Below are 16,981 nucleotides of genomic sequence, written 5' to 3' on the forward strand. Positions count from 1 at the left end.
CTCTGCAGTATGCTATTCCATAATCGCATACCGCACAGCTGCTCGGTATGCGCACAAGTCCAAAAAAACTCTCCCATCCCAAACAACCGTCTTTCAGTGCGGAAGGACCAGCACCATGACCAAACTCGCAACTAGCCCCACGGTCGTCGAGGAAGAGCGCAAACTCAAGCGAGCCAAGAAGGCGGCCCTGGCCGCGTTTCTGGGCGGCGCCCTCGAGTATTACGACTTCTTCATCTACGCCACCGCGGCATCGCTGATCTTCTCGAAGATCTTCTTCCCGTCCGGCGACCCCACGGCCGCCATGCTGGCCTCCTTTGCGACCTTCGGCGTCGCGTACGTGGCGCGGCCCTTCGGCGCGGTGCTCTTCGGCCACCTCGGCGACAAGATCGGCCGCAAGTCCACCCTGGTCCTGACCCTGGTCATGATGGGAGGGGCTACGTTCCTCATCGGCATGCTGCCCGACTTCAGCACCGCCGGCTACTGGGCACCGGCCCTGCTGGTGCTGCTGCGCCTCATGCAGGGCTTGTCCGCCGGCGCCGAAACCGCTGGGGCATCCGCACTGACCATGGAAGAGGCCCCCGCCGGCCGCCGCGGCTTCTTCGCGAGCTTCGCTATGAGTGGCATCTCCTTCGGCATCGTGCTGGCCTCGCTGGCGTTCCTTCCGGTTGCCGCCATGAGCGAAGCCGACCGCCTCGCCTGGGGCTGGCGCATCCCGTTCTGGTCCTCCATCCTCGTCCTGCTCGTCGCGTATCTCGTCCGCCGCACGCTGGAGGAACCGGAGGTCTTCGAGGAAAAACACGACCACGGTGAGCTCGTGAAGCTGCCCTTCGCCAAGATGTTCAAGACGCACCCGGCGCAGTTCTTCCAGGTCGCCCTCATGTCGTTCCAGGTGGTCACGAACACCTTCATGCAGTCCTTCGGCCTGGCCTACGCCGTGTCCGTCGGAGTCGACGCGGCAACAATGCTCTGGGTTAGCATCCTCGGCAACGTCATAGCTATCGTCAGCCAGCCATTATTCGCCCGACTCTCGGACAAGTTCGGCCGCCGCAATGTCTTCATCACCGGTGTCACGGGCTCGGGCCTCATGATCTTCGTGTACTTCTCCGTCATCTCGACCGGAAACATCCCTATGATCTTCCTGGCCAGCACCCTGATAACCGCGGGCACCTACGCAGCATCCAACTCTGTCTACCCGGCCTGGTTCTCCGAGCTGTTCAACGTCAAGGTCCGCTACTCCGGAATGGCGATCGGACTGCAGATCGGCATCCTCTGCGCCGGCTTCACCCCGCTGCTCGGCACCGCGCTGGTCGGTGGGGACAAGGCCAACTGGGGCCCGGCCGCCTGGATCGTCGCCGCCTCCTCACTCCTTGCCGTCGCCGGCGCCGCATGGGCCCGCGAAACCAGCAAGACCCCGCTGCGCGAACTCGGCAACCCCGTCAACTGATCGTGCAGCCGGCTGCGTAACTTCCAATACTGAGGGACGACGGCGGGGAACTCCTGCCGTCGTCCCTTGATTCTGGCGCCGTGAAGGCTGGCACAGATCTTCAGGTTTGCGCAATGGCTTCGCGACGGTATGCCCGCTCGGCTGCTCAGGCGTGAAGTTCGGCTGGCTAGTCCTCAACGTTGCTGGTCATTCGCATCACAGCCATGGCCAGGAGCGCCAGGAGGCCGAGGACTGCCAGGATGACGGCGACGGTCAGAGGACCGACAACGCCCAGCGTCGATTCAAGGGCCGATGCGCCGAGCCAGGCGCCGATCGCGGTTCCTCCGTTGAACGCGGACACCGAAATTGCTGCTGCGAGCGTGGGCGCCGCGTGGGCGAAGCGGACGGCGAGGCTGGTGCCGACGGGTGGAATGCCCATCCCTGCGATGCCAAGCAAGAACACGAGAACGAAGATGGCAGTCGTATTGGTGGACAGGGGGACAAGCAGTGCCATCAGCAGGACAGTTCCCGCTGTGGCGGCGATGAACGTCGTGATCGGTCGACGATCGGCGCACCGTCCCGCGAGGTTGGTGCCAACGATTGCGCCGAGGCCGAACGCCACGAACACCAGCGGTACGGCCCAAGACGGCACCCCTGCACGTTCGGTGGCCAGCGGGGAAAGATAGCTGAAGGCTGTCATGTAGCCGCCGGTGGCCAGAATGGTGGCGACGACAAGGAGAGCCATGCGGCGGTTCGTGATCGCGCGAAGTTCGGCGCGGATGGATGGAGTGCTGCGGCCGGCATCTGCGGGCGTGAAGCGTGCGATTACCGGTGCTGCAAGCACGGCTAGGGCCGCTAGGGCCCAGAAGGTTCCGCGCCAGCCAACGAGCTGGCCTGCGAATGAGCCGAGCGGGACGCCGGCGACAGTAGCCAGACCTACTCCGCTCATCATGACGCCCAGGGCACGGGCACTGTTGGCCGGGCCGGCCGCGTGAGTGGCAACGACCGACGCCGCGGACCAAAACGCACCCGCTGCCAGGGCGGTGACCGCGCGCGCGATGAGAACAGCCACGAAGTCGCTGCTCAGCGCCGCGACGATGTGCCCTGCCGCGAAAACGAGCAGCGCCAGGACGAGCGTGGCACGCCGCTGCAGGCGCAGGGTCGCCAGGGCCATGACAGGCGATCCGACGATCATGCCGATCGCGAACGCCGTGATCAGGAGACCGGTGTGGGCGAGACTCACGTGCAAGTCGCCGGCAAACTCCTGGAGGAGCCCCGCGACGATGTATTCGGTCGTAATCATGAGGAACGTGCCGATGGCGAGCAGCGGAACGACGAAGGGCAGTCGTTGGCGTGTTGGCGCTGCCACAGTGCTGATGGTTGTCATTTGTTGATGTGTTTCCTTCGTAGGGTCGTGTTGGGAGCCAGGATCGCCCCGCCTGCTCGACGATGCCGTACCTGCATTGGTCGCGGAAGGACCTAGCGAGACATGGTCTGACAGGTCCTGTTTCGCCACTCCCGCCTCTCGTAACGTCGAAGAGACGCGTAGCGCGTCAAGTGCGGCACCAGCCCTTACCTGCCGCCGATGCTGCGGGACGGGCCGCACTCCGCGACCGCGCTCATCGCCCCCGCCACTGACAACCTAGAACACCATCAGAGAAGGAGCCCTGCCATGGAATACACCCGACTCGGCAACACCGGACTGAAGATAAGCCGGCTTGCCCTGGGCTGCATGAGCTACGGGGACCCCACTACACCGAACGCACACTCCTGGGCGCTGACCGAAGACACCGCAGAGCCGTACTTCCGCCAGGCCACCGAACTGGGCATCACTTTCTGGGACACAGCCAACGTCTACCAGGCCGGTACCTCCGAAGAGATCGTCGGCCGGGCAATCACACGCTACTCCCGCCGCGAAGACATCATCCTCGCCACCAAGGTGCGCGGCAAGATGCACGACGGGCCAGGAGGTGAAGGCCTATCCCGCAAGGCGATCCTTGAACAGCTCGACGCCTCGCTGGCGCGCCTCGGCACCGAATACATAGACCTGTACCAGATCCATCGTTTCGACGACGACACCCCTGTTGACGAGACCATGGAGGTCCTTCACGACGTCATCAAAGCCGGCAAAGTCCGCTACATCGGTGCCTCCTCCATGTATGCGTGGCAGTTCGCGAAGCTCCAGCACGCAGCAGACCTTGGCGGCTGGACCAGGTTCGTCTCCATGCAGAACCAGTACAACCTGCTGCGCCGTCAGGACGAACGCGAACTCATGGCGATGTGCGCAGACACGGGCGTCGGCCTGGTCCCGTACTCGCCCAACGGCAAAGGCCGACTCACCCGGCCGGTGGGCGAACAGAGCACCCGTTCCACCACCGACAAGGTAGTCCAGGCCTTCGACAACGATTACGACGAGCCCGTCATCAACGCGGTACAGCGCCTGGCAGATGCCCGGGGCGTAAGCATGGCCCAAATCGCCCTCGCATGGGTGCTGCGAAACCCGATTGTGTCTGCACCCATCGTCGGCGCCACTAAGCCCCACCACCTCCAACAAGCAGTCGAAGCCCTGTCCCTGGAACTCAGCGCTGAGGAAGCCCAGGAGTTGGAGGCCTCATACGTCAATCACGGACCGGCGTGGTACTGACGGAACCCCCATGGCCAAAGCCCGCACCAGCAGCCCGCAAGCTGCCATGCCGGCCGGCAGTTCCGCCCGCCGCCCCTGTCAGAAGGAATGATCTGTGAACGTCACAACCACTGTCGTCTCCGCGCCGGGACTGCGCCATTCCAGGGCTGCCCTGGTCGCAGCCGTCACAGGCTTCTTCGTCATCACGCTCGACGCCGTTGTGGTTAACGTCGCGCTCCGGCAGATCAGCCTTGACCTCGGCGCAACGATCACCGGATTGCAGTGGATCGTTGACGGGTACACGTTGCTTTTCGCATCGTGCCTGTTGTCGGCCGGAGCGTTCTCTGACCGGATGGGGGCGCGGCGGGCCTACGCCATCGGGATGGCGGCGTTCGTCATCACGTCGATGGGCTGCGGACTCGCGCCCACCGTTGCCGTGCTGATCATCGCCCGGATCCTGCAGGGAACGGCGGCCGCGATGATGTTGCCCGCGTCGATGGCGCTGATCGGCGAAGCCTTCCCCGACCCCGCGAAGCGGGCACACGCCGTCGGCATGTGGGCCATGGGAGGGGCCCTCGCGTCGGTCTCCGGTCCCGTGCTCGGCGGGTTGCTCTCCCTCGTCGACTGGCGGCTGATCTTCCTGATCAACCTCCCCGTCGGCTCTGCGGCACTGATCCTGCTCAGGCGCGTTCCGCGCTCGGCCCACCGATCCGTTCCCGTCGACTGGGCCGGACAAATCACCGCGGTCACCGCCATGGGCGCCCTGACCTACGGTGCCATCGAGGCCGGCGCGGCAGGAATCACGGCCCCGCTGACGCTCATCGCCTTTGCCCTGTTCATACTTGCCGGTGCCGGCTTCGTCGTGGCAGAGGGCCGCGGAAAACACCCCATGGTTCCGCTCCCGCTGCTGCGCGATCGCACGCTGGCCGTCTCGATCGGCATCGGATTCTCCTACATGGTCGGATACTTCGGCCTGCCCTTCGTGATGAGCCTCTACGCCCAACAGGAACGCGGCCTGTCGCCAGTCGAAACCGGGGTGGTCTTCGTTCCGATGATGCTCGGCGGCGCGATCCTGACACCGTTCATCGCCGGGCTCTCGGAACGCCTGGGTGCGCGGCCCCTCATCTCCTGCGGAATGACACTGATGGCCATTGGACTCACCGTTATCGCCCTCCTTCCGGCCTCCACGCCGATGTGGGTCCTCGCCGCCGTGATGGTCCTGGTCGGCCTGGCGGGCCCGCTCGTCATCCCGACCATCACCGCCGTGCTGCTGAACAGCTTCGATGCACAGCGCGCCGGGACCGTAAGCGGCGTGTTCAACACCAGCCGGCAGGTCGGCGGGGCGTTGGCCGTTGCGGTGTTCGGATCCTTGCTTGCCCGCTCGACGACATTCCTCCAGGGCTTCGCCACCAGCTTGCTCATTGCGGCCGGCCTCGCGCTAGTTATGGCAATCCTCGCGACCCGCCTGCCGCGGCGTTGAATGACCGCCAGTGTTGGGAGGACCTGACAGGTCCTGCCAGGCATCAAGGATCCGGGCCTACCCTTGAACGTATGGATTCCCGATCCGAGATCAGCAGCTTTCTCACCTCCCGCCGCGCCAAGCTCACCCCGGAGCAGGCCGGTGTTCCGCTCTACAGCGGAGCCCGCCGCGTCCCCGGCTTACGACGGGAAGAAGTCGCGCATCTCGCCGGCGTCAGCGTGGACTACTACGCCCGGCTCGAACGTGGCAAGATCTCCGGCGCATCCCGTGAAGTCATCGAAGCAATCGCCCGCGCCCTGCAGCTCGATGAAGACGAACGCGACCACCTCCTGGACCTCGCCCGGCTCACCCAACGCCGTACCCCTCGACGAAAACCCTCCAACCGCACTACCGTCAGGCCAGGCATCCAGAGCGTCCTCGATTCCATTGATGCTCCCGCTTTTGTGCAGAACGCACGCCTGGACCGCCTCGCCTCCAACCGGATCGGCCGGGCACTGTACTCGCTGCCCGAGGACGGATCCCGGGACCGCTTCAACTACGCCCTATATCTCTTTCTGGACTCCAGGGCACCGCGATTCCACCGCGACTTCGATACCGCCAAACACAACGTGGTCGCGCTCCTCCACGCAGCAACGGCCAGGGACCCTTACGACAAAGAATTGATCGAAATCATCGGCACACTCTCGACGCAGAGCGAGGAGTTCCGCTCGCTCTGGGCCTCCCACGACGTCTTCCGCTACCGGTCCGGGGCCAAGATGCTCACGCACTCCGCGGTCGGCGATCTGGAATTCGGCTACGAATCATTCGAACTTTCCACCGACCCGGACCTGGTCATGCTCGTCTACACCGTCGAGCCCGGATCCGCGACCGCCGACGCCATGCGGATACTCGCCAGCTGGACCGCGCCGACCATCCACGCCCGCTGACCCCTCGGCCCAGCGAAAAAGGGAAACCTGGGCTAGCTCCCAAAATGAGCGTTAGAAGACCCGATCCGGTGCTGAGGTCCACGGTCCTGACACTTACCTCAAGCGGAACGATCTCGCTGCGGACCCACGTCTCATAGACGCATCTAGGCCAGTCCGGCCCCGGTACGACCCGATCCGCAGCCCAAAATGTGCACAATGTATACACGCCAAATTGGCCAGTCCAGGCCTTGCGGCCCCACACTCAATGCCAGCGTGCGGCTGTTCTGTATTCTGCGTGCGCAGGTAATGCTCGAAGCCCTCATTCACGTGCCCACCGCGGCCCGTGTCTCCCACTGGGCACGGCCCCCGGGCCCCCTCACATGCGGGGATGGCTTCAGATCCAGTCGTCTGAGACGCCCGGGACTGTGCCGTCCCGGTGCACCGCGACGATCTGGGCTGCGTTCATCCCCCTCAGGTACCCCTCGGCTGCCTGCGCGGCGGTGATCCCCGCGTCGACTAGCCTCATCAGGTCGTGCTCGTCCGGCAAGGCTGACAGCCCTGCCGCCCGCGAGGTCCCGGCCAAGACCTGCGCCCCGAATAGGATCAGACGACGCTCGACGTCGAGACCGCGCCTCTCGCCGGCGGCGGCACGCGAGAGGCCGTTGGCAAGCCTCATTGTGCGGGCATCCCGTGGGATCTGCGCGGCGAAGTCGCCGCCGTGCCGTACAGCGAGCCGGTAGACACCTGTCTTGACCTCGTTCGGGGTCGCCGGGCCGATCCCGAAATGCTCGATCCAGCCGCTGACGTCCTCGGCCCGGACTTGCTGGCCTGCGCCCGACTTGAGGCTGGCCAGCAGCGCACTCAGGGTACCCTCGTCGTCCTCGGCGTCGAGGAACCGTGAGATGCCGATCTGGAGGATGTCTCGCAGATCGATCCTGCGCTCCTGCACGGCGGCCCAAACCGTCCTGTTCCTCCGGAGCTTGCCGAGCAGGTCCTCCCCCAGCTTCTCCCCGAAGCCCTCCGGGTCCTCATAGAAGGACAGGGGCGAGTGCTGGAAGCGGTCGAGCACCTCCGAAGGCATCGCCGCCCAGCGGAGCGCGGCCTCCGCGGCGTCGTGGTTGTCCTCGACGAGATCATCGAACCCTTGCTCTTCGAGGAACGCGACGGCCTCGTCCGCCGTGGTGATCCCCGCGTCGAGTAGGGCCACGGCAGTCTCCGGGGACGCCACGCAGAGGACCTCGCAGAAGTTGTAGGGAGTGGCCGTGAACTCGAACTCGGCCTTGCGCCCCCCGCGGCTCGTCCGCTTGGCGAGGGCGTCCAGCAGGCTGTTGCCACTCAGGAGGTCGTGAGCGTACGTCTGCACGACGCGGCGGTGCACATCGTAAGACGGAGCGTCCAGGAACCTCCTCCCCGGCACGGGATCGCTGCCCATACGTCCGAGAGTAGACCCTTCCCGCACCGTCAGAGGACCTCGGGACGGGAACCGCAGATGCCTTGAGAGGCATGGCCGACCGATTTCGTCTCGTCCTGGTCGGCCAATGGCCGATTCTTCCGCGCGCTCCAGGCCGACTTTGCCCGCCCCGATCAGCCTGGCCCCTCCAGCTAAATCTGCCACGCGCAAGCCGGTCCCCACCGCGATACCATCCGCCGGCAATGGCGCTGCGAGAAATCCGATACAGATCCCGGTTTCATGGATGCGCATATACCCCGCCCGCGATACCCGACAGGGATGGCCACAAGGATTTGATCCCAAGTCATGCAGTTCCAAGCGCTCCCGGCCATGAGGGAGTAAGCAGCAACACCGCTGTCCGAGTCAGGAGAAGGAGCCGCCAGGCCGCAACGCCCACCAACAAAAATGGGCCCCCGCAGGGGCCCATAAGAGGAGATTTGTAAACATTCAGAGGCTCACAAGCCCCTGAACAGGGAAAACACGTGCCCGAGGTGGGACTCGAACTGCATTCCAGCCCTTACAAACACTGGGAACCCGCGAAAACATACGGAAACGGAGGCAATCCGCAGGCTCTACCACCCAATCCGCAGCCAAAAGTGTTGACATCGTCAACACCTACTTTTGTCCACATTCTTCCTCCATCGCGCCTTTCGTAGCATCCAGCACGACGACCTGGGCGAGGAGGGAGTGTCTGAATAACTGTGGATTCGGGGTTGGCCTGACACTCCGGGGGATGCCTGGCGGGGAGGACTGATCATGAGCGAAACCATGGAACCCATGGCGACTGAAATGGATCAGCAAGAGTTGGCGCAGCAGCTCCTGGCACAGGCCAGGGAGCAGGGAATCGAGCTCGTCGGCCCGGGCGGGCTGTTGAACCGGCTCACGAAAAACGTCCTGGAGACCGCCCCGGAAGCGGAGATGGACGAGCACCTCGACTACGGCAAACACGAGGTGTCCGGTCGCGGGAGCGGGAACTCCCGTGCGCGCGGTCAGGGCCAGGGGCCATTTCCCCACCGAGCAGGCAGCCCTCAAATGCCTCGACCTGGCGACCCGTGCACCGGACCCGACCGGCCAAGGCAGGGCACAATGGGCCTCACAGTGGAAGCCGGCCCTGAACGCCTTCGCCATCACCTTCGAAGGAAAAAATCAACTAAATGCCAACGGTGAATCCACCGTTAAACGGACACTCCCGAGCGTTCAGAGGTCCGACTCCACCTCTCCGGCGAGTTCCCCCTTGACTTCTCTGCTGACCGTCGACAGTCTTTTCGACAACAGGAAGGGGCGTCCGTCCGCTCCTAGTCCAGTGGAGGATAGTGATGTTCCGTGCCAGGTCGCTGATGCGTTCCGCGACCTCTGGAGACCGGGTTACGCGCCTTGAGCTATTCTTCGATCTGGTCTTTGTCTTCGCGCTATCGCAGCTGTCCCATTATTTGCTGGAGAATCCCTCGTGGGTGGGAGCCGGAGAGACATTTGTGCTTCTTCTTGCGGTCTATAAGGTGTGGGTGTACACCACCTGGACGGCGACGTTGCTGGACACTTCGCGGCTTGAGGTGCAGTGGATGCTGCTGATCGTCATGCTTGTCACACTGTTCATGAACGCCTCAATCGGCTCGGCGTTTGGCGCCTTCGGCTGGCTCTTTGCTGCGACCTATCTCCTGGTCCAACTGGGCCGAGGTGCGTGGATCCTCACTGTCGGACTTGACCGGACCACCCACAACCATTTCGTGCGCACGCTGATCTGGGGGTGTATGAGCGCGCCGTTTTGGATTGCCGGCGCCTTCGTCGGTCCGGGGCCCCGGTTGATGCTCTGGGGTGTCGCTGCCGCGATCGATCTGGGCGGCCACATGCTGGCGCACCGGTTGCCGGGCCGGAAGACCGAAGGAAGCCGGGTCCCGCTCCCGGGAGAGAGGATCTTTGAGCGGTTCGGGTTGTTCTACCTGATCGCGCTCGGCGAGACAATCTTTTCAACCGGCCTGGCGATAGCGGGCAATCTGGAGGACCCCTTGATACTTCTGACCGGGACCGTAAGTTTGGCCGGAAGCGTCGCGATCTGGTGGTGCTACTTCCACGGCCTCGAGGAGGAGGTTCTGGAGAAGCTTGCTTCTGTCGACGATCAGTTCCGGCCCGGTATTTTGGCGGGCAACACCCTGGTGGTGTTACTGGCGGGCCTGATCCTGGTGGCGGTTGGTGATCAGCTCGTGATCACTGATCCGACCGCCCGCCCCGATCTGGCCACGGTCCTGTTTCTTTTTGGTGGGCCGGCTCTTTTCCTTGCCGGCCGGGGCTTTTTTATTCGACGGGTACTGGGCCACCGCCAACCATCTGATCTCGCCGGCATCGGAGCTTTGGCGGTCCTGGCAAACTTGAGCCTTCTCCTTCCGGCCTTCGTTGCCGCTATAGGGGCCGTTCTTCCCCTCATCGGCGTGGCAGTTTCCGACGCCGTGAACCGCCGCCGCCGACACATCTGGTCTCCGTCCACCGGGCAAGGACGCACACCACGGTGAAACTTGCCGAACTCTTCACGGTAGCGCGTTCACCGTCTACCGTGCCATCAAACGAGCAGGCGACTGCGCCCACTGCTTAGCTTTAACTTCCCTAGGACCCCGAACGGCTACGGTTATGAAGCGTTACGCATAGGGGCCGGCCGGCCAGGAGCAGCTGACTCCGATAAGCAGAATCTCAGCATGTCGCCCAAAAATAGAGGTGGCTCTCTACATATAGTTAGCAGGGCGATGGCTCTGTCACGCCTGCGCAGGAGGTTCGTCTTGGCTGTAGCACCTGTACCGCGTTCAGACGCGGAGGTCCGCCCGTACCTCGACTCGCTGGGTTTGCCAGGAATCATTGATCTGCATGTGCATTTCATGCCTTCCCAGGTGCTCGAGAAGGTGTGGGCGTTCTTTGACCGCGTCGCGGACAGCGGCGCTCCCCCGTGGCCCATCACCTACCGGCACTCCGAAGAGGAACGGGTGCGAACGCTGCGGGATATCGGAGTGAAGGCATTCTCCACGCTGAACTATGCGCACCGCCCCGGCATGGCGCAGTGGCTCAACGACTACTCAGCAGCGTTCGCCTCGCGCCATGCTGACGCCATCCACTCTGCCACTTTCTACCCAGAGCCAGGCGTGGAAACCGTCGTCGCGGACAGCTTGAATCAAGGCGCCCGAATCTTCAAGGTGCACATCCAGGTGGGAGGATTTTCACCCTTGGACCGTCAGCTTGCACCCGCCTGGGAGCTCATCCAGAACTCCGGTACACCGGTCGTCATCCACTGCGGCAATGGTCCGCACCCCGGGGAATACACCGGACCCGAACCCATACGCGAACTCATCAAAAGGTACCCCTCGTTGGTGCTCATCATCGCGCACGCAGGCCTGCCGGAGTACCAGGAGTACGCCGACCTTGCCGCAAACAATCCTCACGTCTACCTCGACACCACCATGGTCGGGACCTCCTATATGGAACAGGTCGCCCCAATCCCGTCCGGATACCAGGACACCCTTGCCGGGCTGTCACACAAAGTCGTCTTCGGCACGGATTTTCCTTCGATTCCCTACTCCTACAGCCACCAGATTCAGGTACTCGAAGGCTGGGGACTCGGAAGCCAATGGATGAAAAATGTCCTCTGGCACACGCCGCAGACACTGCTAAGGCTGGACCGGATGCTCTAGGAGTGCGCTGAACAAAGTGCTTTGGGCAAGTCCGCCACCCAACACCGATGCAGCTGATCCGCACCCTCGTCGCATGGCGGCCGAACGCGTCAAACGCGACCGACCACAAGAGGGCCCTGGGCTACAACGGGGCCGGCAGGTGCAAACCGGAGGGGCCGTTCCAAGCCCGGTTCGACTAAAACGTAGGCTGCCGGGCACGCAGGCGGCGCCCCGCTGTCGGGGCCAGCACGCCGGCGACGCCGACGGCGGCACCGATGACGGTCTCCACGATCCGGTCCCGCAGCAGGAATGCGGGCGAGGAGGGCGCCACCAGCAGCGTGGAGGCTAGCGCCAGCGGCGTGACGAAGACCTGCGCCAGCATGTACTGGCGCACGAAGAACATTTCGGCGCCGAACTGGCAGGCCGCAATCACCAGCACGGTCTGCCACGGGGCAGGCCGGAGCCACAAGATCCCGGCCAGCAGCACCAGTCCCAGGGACATGCCCATGATGCGCTGCACCCCCCGGCTGACCCGGTGCCGGGTGGAATGTCCTGCCAGCGGGACAACCGCCGCTACCATGGCCCAGTAATTGTGGCCGAAGCCGAGCCATTTACCGGCCGGGGTCCCCAGGGTCCCAGCCACGCCGGCCACAACGATGTAGCCGACGGCCTCAAGCCGGGCAGCCCGTTTTTCGTCCGGCGCCAGCCGCGGGAGCTTCGGCCTGACCCACGGCGTCCGGTGGCTTCGGGTTACGCGGGAGGATATTCCGATCAGCAGCGAGAGTGCGACGGTGAGCGCCGCCACGAGCATGCCTTGCCACAGCGGCGGCTGGTTCGGGATGGACGCGATGGCCGCGAAGGCAAAGATGTGGATGAGCGAGCCTGCCGGGCGGAGGCGCCACCACGCGACGATCAACGAACAGACGCCTGCCACCACGGTGGTGGCCAGGACCTGGAGCCACGTGGTGTCCGCGGCGCTAAGCGCGAAATCCTCGTGGGCGCGGGCCATCAGGGCGGCCAAGAGCAGCACGAGCATCATGAGTAGGCCGGCCCGCAACTGGATGACGAACCGCCCGGCTTGCGGCTCGTTCCGGCCGTAGATCCCGGTGAAGGCACCGAAGGAGGCGAAGACGGCCACGTCCAGGCGGCCCATCAGCAGGAGAGTGATCAGGGGAACGAAGACGCCGACGGCGCAACGGAGCGCCACGTGGTGGTCATTCTGGCTGGGTGCCATGGTGAACATCCCGGGGAGCATCTTCACGGCTGGCGCTTTTCGTTGAGGTGATAAATGGTACGACGGCGGCGATGGCCTCCACACTGGACTCTTCGCCCGAACGGCAAGCGGGCAGGATCGGTGCGGGACATGACTAGGTCAATGCTGTTGTCCTTGTTGGTGAGGTTCTCTGGACGGGTCGGCCAGTCGCGCCGCAGACACGTCTCCGCCCGGGGCTGCTCGATACGCCCAACGGCCTCCTGAAGAGCTTCAAGATGTAGCCGGAAAATACATGCCCACGGTTCGACATGGGCGGTGCGTATCAGTTGCTGGAGAGTGGAGCCTCCCTCGACGTTCCATTTCTTTGCAAGACTCTGCGCCACCACATACCGTGCGAGACCAGCGATCTGGAGTTCAATATAGATTTCCCTACCCCGTAATTCCCCCTGCTCCGCTTCGACGACAGAATGTAAGGATTCGAGATGGCGACGTTCCTCCCAGAGACGGACCGAAAGTTCGTTGGCGAGTGAGCCGGCTCCCGCTTTTCGGCTGTTCGGGACCGGAAACCCACCCCTAAAAAGATTCTCCGACGTGGTGCGGGGAACACTCCCAGCCTTAATTCCGTTCATTCCAGTCCACAGTTGGTAAGTCGTGACACTCGGCTGCGGTGTTGTTGGGCCAACCCGACGGCCGCATTCAGGTCGGCGCCGACGATATGTGGACTGTCGCCCGTGACGCGATAAATATGCCCGGTCTCGGTGATCATGATCATTCGCCGTTCCTGTTCTCTGTGTGCGTCGGGATCCAGTCGACATGCCGCACTCTCGGTTGGATCAGGGCGTCGATGTGCGGTTCCATCAGTTCCGGGTGGTTTCGAAGGCTCTCCGTATCCGGGACGGGGATGCCCGGAAGTGGCCGATGAGAATCAGCAGATGCTGGGTCCAGCCTGAATTCAAAATTCTACGGCTGCCCACGTTGAGGGACGACGGGGTAGAGGTCGATTTCGTGCAGACGTGGGTGATAAATCGGCCATTCTGTGCACAAAGGAGCGTACAGCCCGTCCCGTGCGGGAGCGGCCCTGCTAGCTTGCTCAAACGCCTCTGTCGGAGGCTTGGCCCCGCGCCGGCTGGCGGGGGTGGCACGATGGCTAGCCGGCGTAGGGGTCGGCGATGCCGATGTACTGGGTGTAGAGGTATTCCTCGATGCCCTCCAGGCCGCCCTCACGGCCCAGGCCGGACTGCTTGACCCCGCCGAACGGTGCGGCGGCGTTGGAGACGACGCCTGCGTTCAGGCCCAGCATGCCGGTCTCGAGGCGTTCGCCCATCCGGATGCCGCGGTTCAGGTCCCGGGTGAAGACGTAGGCCACCAGCCCGTACTCGGTGTTGTTGGCGAGCCGGACGGCCTCGTCCTCGGTGTCAAAGGTGATGATCGGGGCGACGGGGCCGAAGATTTCCTCGGACAGGATCCGGCTGCCCTCGCTCACGCCGGTGAGGATCGTGGGCTGGTAGAAGTAGCCCGGGCCCTCGACCGCCGAGCCGCCGGTGACCGCGACAGCGCCGGAGTTCACGGCGTCGGTGACGAGTTCGTGGACCTTGTCCCGGCTCTTGGCGTCGATCAGCGGACCGACCTTGGACTCGGGCTCGGTGCCGCGGGCGGTGGTCATCCCGGCCATCTTCGCGGCGAACTTCTCCGCGAACTCGTCCGCGACGGACGCGTGCACGATGAACCGGTTCGCCGCGGTGCAGGCCTCGCCCATGTTCCGCAGCTTCGCCAGCATCGCCCCGGCGACGGCGGCATCGACGTCGGCGTCCCCGAACACGACGAACGGGGCGTTCCCGCCGAGTTCCATCGAGGTCCGCAGCACCGTCTCGGACGCATCCGCGAGCAGCCGGCGGCCGACCTCGGTGGAACCGGTGAAGGACAGCTTCCGCAGGCGCTGATCCTTGATCAGCGGACCCGTGGTGGCGCCTGCCGTGGAGGTCGGGATGACGTTCAGGACACCGGCGGGCAGGCCGGCCTCGACCATCACGGCTGCGAACAGCTGGGACGTCAGCGGGGTCAGGTTCGCGGACTTGAGCACCATCGTGCAGCCGGCCGCGACCGCGGGGGCGATCTTGCGGGTCGCCATCGCCAGCGGGAAGTTCCACGGCGTGATCAGCAGGCACGGGCCCACCGGCTTCTTGGTCACCAGCAGCCGGGACTTGCCGTCCGGGGAGACCGAGTAGCGGCCGAACGCACGGACGGCCTCCTCGGAGAACCAGCGCAGGAACTCGGCGCCGTAGGTGACCTCGCCGCGGGCCTCGGCCAGCGGCTTGCCCATCTCCAGGGTCATCAGGAGCGCGAAGTCCTCGGCCCGTTCGGTCACGAGCTCGAAGGCGCGGCGCAGGATCTCGCCGCGTTCCCGCGCCGGGACCTTGGCCCAGGACTCCTGCGCGGCAGCGGCCGCGTCGAGCGCCGCCTTGCCGTCCTCGGGACCGGCGTCGGCAATGCTCAGGAGCACCTTGCCCGTTGCCGGATCCTCAACCTCGAAGGTCTTCCCGGACACGGCCGGACGCCACTCGCCGTTGATCAGCAGGCCCGTCGGGACGGAGCCCAGCAGCGCAGTTTCACGCTGGACTTTTATTGACATCGTTCTATCTCCAGGGGGTTTGAAGGAAGTCGTAGCGGTTTGCAGCCCGACGTTCAGCAGTTTGGTGCGGTCCGGCTGTCAGAGGCAGGGCATGAGGGGTTAAGTCTTCTGTGTGTCTTTCACCATTGAGGTGGCAGGGCCGGTGCCGACCCGCTGGGGTCGGCACCGACGCCTTAGGTGAGAGCCGGCTAGGCTCGGACGCTGGTCTTGGTACGGATCAAGTCCAGAGCCTGGACGAGGTATCCCTTGAAAACCGGGTAGTTCTCGCTCATCGGGAAGTGCCCGATAGCCTTCATCTCGATGAACTCGGCGCCCGGGATCTGGCTGGCCGTGCGGGCTCCGTCTTCGGGCGTGGTGAGGTAGTCGTACTCGCCGGTCATCAGTACCACCGCGCATTTGTTCGTCTGGATTTCGCCCAGTTTGCCGCGCAGATCGTGGTCCACCGAGTAGAAGTACAGATCACCCTTGAACGCCTCGGAACCCTGCGTGTAGTAGAACCAGGTCTTCCAACGGTCGGCCTCCGGCGATTGCGGGGCCATGAGATCCCAGGTGCCGCTGCCGCACACCTGAGCGGCATTGGCATGGGGGTGCTGCCACCAGTCGAGGTAGAACCCCGGTGAGTAGTCCGCCCCCTCTACGGGGATGACGGCGTCGAACCTCTCCGGGAAGCGGTGGGCGAGCTGCAGCGCTATGTTCCCGCCGAAGGAGGATCCCATGAAGATGGGGTCAACCAGTTCCAGGGCATCGACCAGGGCGACGATGAAGTTGGCGAAGTGGTCCGCGCTGAGCTGGTACTCCTCGGTCCACCACTGGGTGTTTTCAGGCGGATCTGATTTGCCGTGGCGGGGGAGGTCGTAGGCGATGACGCGGTAGTTGGCGGTGATCTCCGGGTCCTCCAGCAGGCCGCGCCACTGGTGGTTGTGGGCTCCGGCGGTGTGCTGGCAGACCAGGGGCTGGCCCTGGCCGTTTTCAAGGTAGAAGACCTTGTATTCGAGGCCGTCCACGTCGACGGTGACGTAGTGGCCGGTGACGGGGGAAATTTTGCTCATGTCAGGAACTCCTATGGTCTAGACGGGTGCGCCGGTGGAGCGCAGCAGTTCGATCTGGCGGGTGAGGCAGCGCAGGTTCTGCATCAGGACCAGGACATCGCCCTCCAGCTTCATGTCGCGCTGGAAAGTGGCGGCCCAGATGCCGTGGTACATGGGAGCCGGGACGGGCTTGCCGAATTCACCCCAGGTGTGGGCGCTGGCCCGGATGGCGAACTGGTAGGGCACCTCGATGGGTCCCGGGTCCACGGAAATCTGGGCGATGGTCCCGGACACCACGCGGACAACAAAGGTGTGCGCCTCCATGTCCAGCAGGTAGGAGCAGGTGAAGTACTTGCCGTGGGCCTGAATCTCGGGGTCCTGGTTGTTGGCCTCGGTGAAGCTCTGAACCCAGGATTCTACAGAAGGGGCACGTGTTGCGACCGTCATTTCGTTGTTCCTCTCATTGGTCTCGCGGAGGGTCGGGCTTCTCTGCCCGAGCCTCTTAGGCGGGGTTTCTGGAGTGCCTTTGCGGCTGTCTCCGTTGGCAACCCTTCGCTGTTTCCATTGCAGCCCCCGTTGCCCC

14 protein-coding genes and 2 pseudogenes are annotated in these 16,981 nt (G+C 64.2%); 8 read left to right on the plus strand and 8 right to left on the minus strand.

The genetic code is table 11. The features are described 5' to 3' along the window. The first annotated feature begins 115 nt into the window (after nucleotides 1-115). Nucleotides 116-1,444 (plus strand): MFS transporter, encoded by a 1,329-nt coding sequence (locus tag C560_RS0101655; protein WP_026536886.1) that lies wholly within the window; start codon nucleotides 116-118, stop codon nucleotides 1,442-1,444. 166 nt (nucleotides 1,445-1,610) lie between these two features. Here C560_RS0101655 and C560_RS20995 read toward each other — a convergent pair whose 3' ends face one another. Continuing rightward, entirely contained in the window at nucleotides 1,611-2,810 is a 1,200-nt protein-coding gene (locus C560_RS20995) for an MFS transporter (RefSeq protein WP_051532943.1), read from the minus strand. Nucleotides 2,811-3,095: 285 nt separating this feature from the next. Here C560_RS20995 and C560_RS0101665 point away from each other — a divergent pair, with 285 nt between their 5' ends. The 3 genes from C560_RS0101665 to C560_RS0101675 all read left to right on the plus strand — a co-directional run bounded on the left by C560_RS0101665 (nucleotide 3,096) and on the right by C560_RS0101675 (nucleotide 6,452). Further along, nucleotides 3,096-4,067: an aldo/keto reductase gene (locus tag C560_RS0101665; RefSeq protein ID WP_026536887.1), complete on the plus strand. Its 972-nt coding sequence runs from the start codon at nucleotides 3,096-3,098 to the stop codon at nucleotides 4,065-4,067. Between the two features lie 94 nt (nucleotides 4,068-4,161). Next, nucleotides 4,162-5,526 carry an MFS transporter gene (locus C560_RS21000; RefSeq protein WP_051532944.1) on the plus strand — a complete coding sequence of 455 codons (1,365 nt, stop codon included), beginning with the start codon at nucleotides 4,162-4,164 and terminating at the stop codon, nucleotides 5,524-5,526. 71 nt (nucleotides 5,527-5,597) lie between these two features. After that, entirely contained in the window at nucleotides 5,598-6,452 is an 855-nt protein-coding gene (locus C560_RS0101675) for a helix-turn-helix transcriptional regulator (protein ID WP_026536888.1), read from the plus strand. A 373-nt stretch (nucleotides 6,453-6,825) separates the two neighbouring features. On the opposite strand, the gene C560_RS0101680 is transcribed toward C560_RS0101675, so the two are convergent. Beyond that, on the minus strand, nucleotides 6,826-7,794 hold the full coding sequence (locus C560_RS0101680; RefSeq protein ID WP_155855704.1) for a hypothetical protein: 969 nt from the start codon (nucleotides 7,792-7,794) through the stop codon (nucleotides 6,826-6,828). An 876-nt stretch (nucleotides 7,795-8,670) separates the two neighbouring features. Here C560_RS0101680 and C560_RS24040 point away from each other — a divergent pair. The 4 genes and pseudogenes from C560_RS24040 to C560_RS0101695 all read left to right on the plus strand — a co-directional run. Further along, nucleotides 8,671-8,805 (plus strand): annotated as a pseudogene (locus C560_RS24040) (IS256 family transposase); the annotation flags it as partial. A 58-nt stretch (nucleotides 8,806-8,863) separates the two neighbouring features. Continuing rightward, nucleotides 8,864-9,025: pseudogene (locus C560_RS23540) on the plus strand (IS256 family transposase); the annotation flags it as partial. Nucleotides 9,026-9,197: 172 nt separating this feature from the next. Beyond that, nucleotides 9,198-10,385 (plus strand): low temperature requirement protein A, encoded by a 1,188-nt coding sequence (locus tag C560_RS21005; protein ID WP_051532945.1) that lies wholly within the window; start codon nucleotides 9,198-9,200, stop codon nucleotides 10,383-10,385. Between the two features lie 261 nt (nucleotides 10,386-10,646). Beyond that, nucleotides 10,647-11,549 carry an amidohydrolase family protein gene (locus C560_RS0101695; RefSeq protein WP_026536891.1) on the plus strand — a complete coding sequence of 301 codons (903 nt, stop codon included), beginning with the start codon at nucleotides 10,647-10,649 and terminating at the stop codon, nucleotides 11,547-11,549. A gap of 175 nt (nucleotides 11,550-11,724) precedes the next feature. Here C560_RS0101695 and C560_RS0101705 read toward each other — a convergent pair whose 3' ends face one another. From C560_RS0101705 to C560_RS0101720, 6 genes are all read right to left on the minus strand, one after another. Beyond that, nucleotides 11,725-12,783: an FUSC family protein gene (locus C560_RS0101705; protein ID WP_442853139.1), complete on the minus strand. Its 1,059-nt coding sequence runs from the start codon at nucleotides 12,781-12,783 to the stop codon at nucleotides 11,725-11,727. A gap of 2 nt (nucleotides 12,784-12,785) precedes the next feature. Continuing rightward, nucleotides 12,786-13,370: a hypothetical protein gene (locus C560_RS23225; RefSeq protein ID WP_155855705.1), complete on the minus strand. Its 585-nt coding sequence runs from the start codon at nucleotides 13,368-13,370 to the stop codon at nucleotides 12,786-12,788. Next, nucleotides 13,367-13,513, minus strand: a complete 147-nt coding sequence (locus tag C560_RS23230; protein WP_155855706.1) for a hypothetical protein — start codon at nucleotides 13,511-13,513, stop codon at nucleotides 13,367-13,369. The genes C560_RS23225 and C560_RS23230 overlap by 4 nt, the downstream gene beginning before the upstream one ends. Before the next feature lie 375 nt (nucleotides 13,514-13,888). Then, on the minus strand, nucleotides 13,889-15,370 hold the full coding sequence (locus tag C560_RS0101710; RefSeq protein WP_026536893.1) for an NAD-dependent succinate-semialdehyde dehydrogenase: 1,482 nt from the start codon (nucleotides 15,368-15,370) through the stop codon (nucleotides 13,889-13,891). A 188-nt stretch (nucleotides 15,371-15,558) separates the two neighbouring features. Continuing rightward, nucleotides 15,559-16,419 (minus strand): alpha/beta fold hydrolase, encoded by an 861-nt coding sequence (locus tag C560_RS0101715; RefSeq protein ID WP_026536894.1) that lies wholly within the window; start codon nucleotides 16,417-16,419, stop codon nucleotides 15,559-15,561. An 18-nt stretch (nucleotides 16,420-16,437) separates the two neighbouring features. After that, a complete protein-coding gene (locus tag C560_RS0101720) occupies nucleotides 16,438-16,845 on the minus strand; it encodes a hypothetical protein (RefSeq protein ID WP_026536895.1) in 408 nt (135 codons plus the stop codon). Nucleotides 16,846-16,981 lie beyond the last annotated feature (136 nt).

It is taken from the genome of Arthrobacter sp. 9MFCol3.1 (genome assembly GCF_000620385.1).
Lineage (GTDB): Bacteria > Actinomycetota > Actinomycetes > Actinomycetales > Micrococcaceae > Arthrobacter.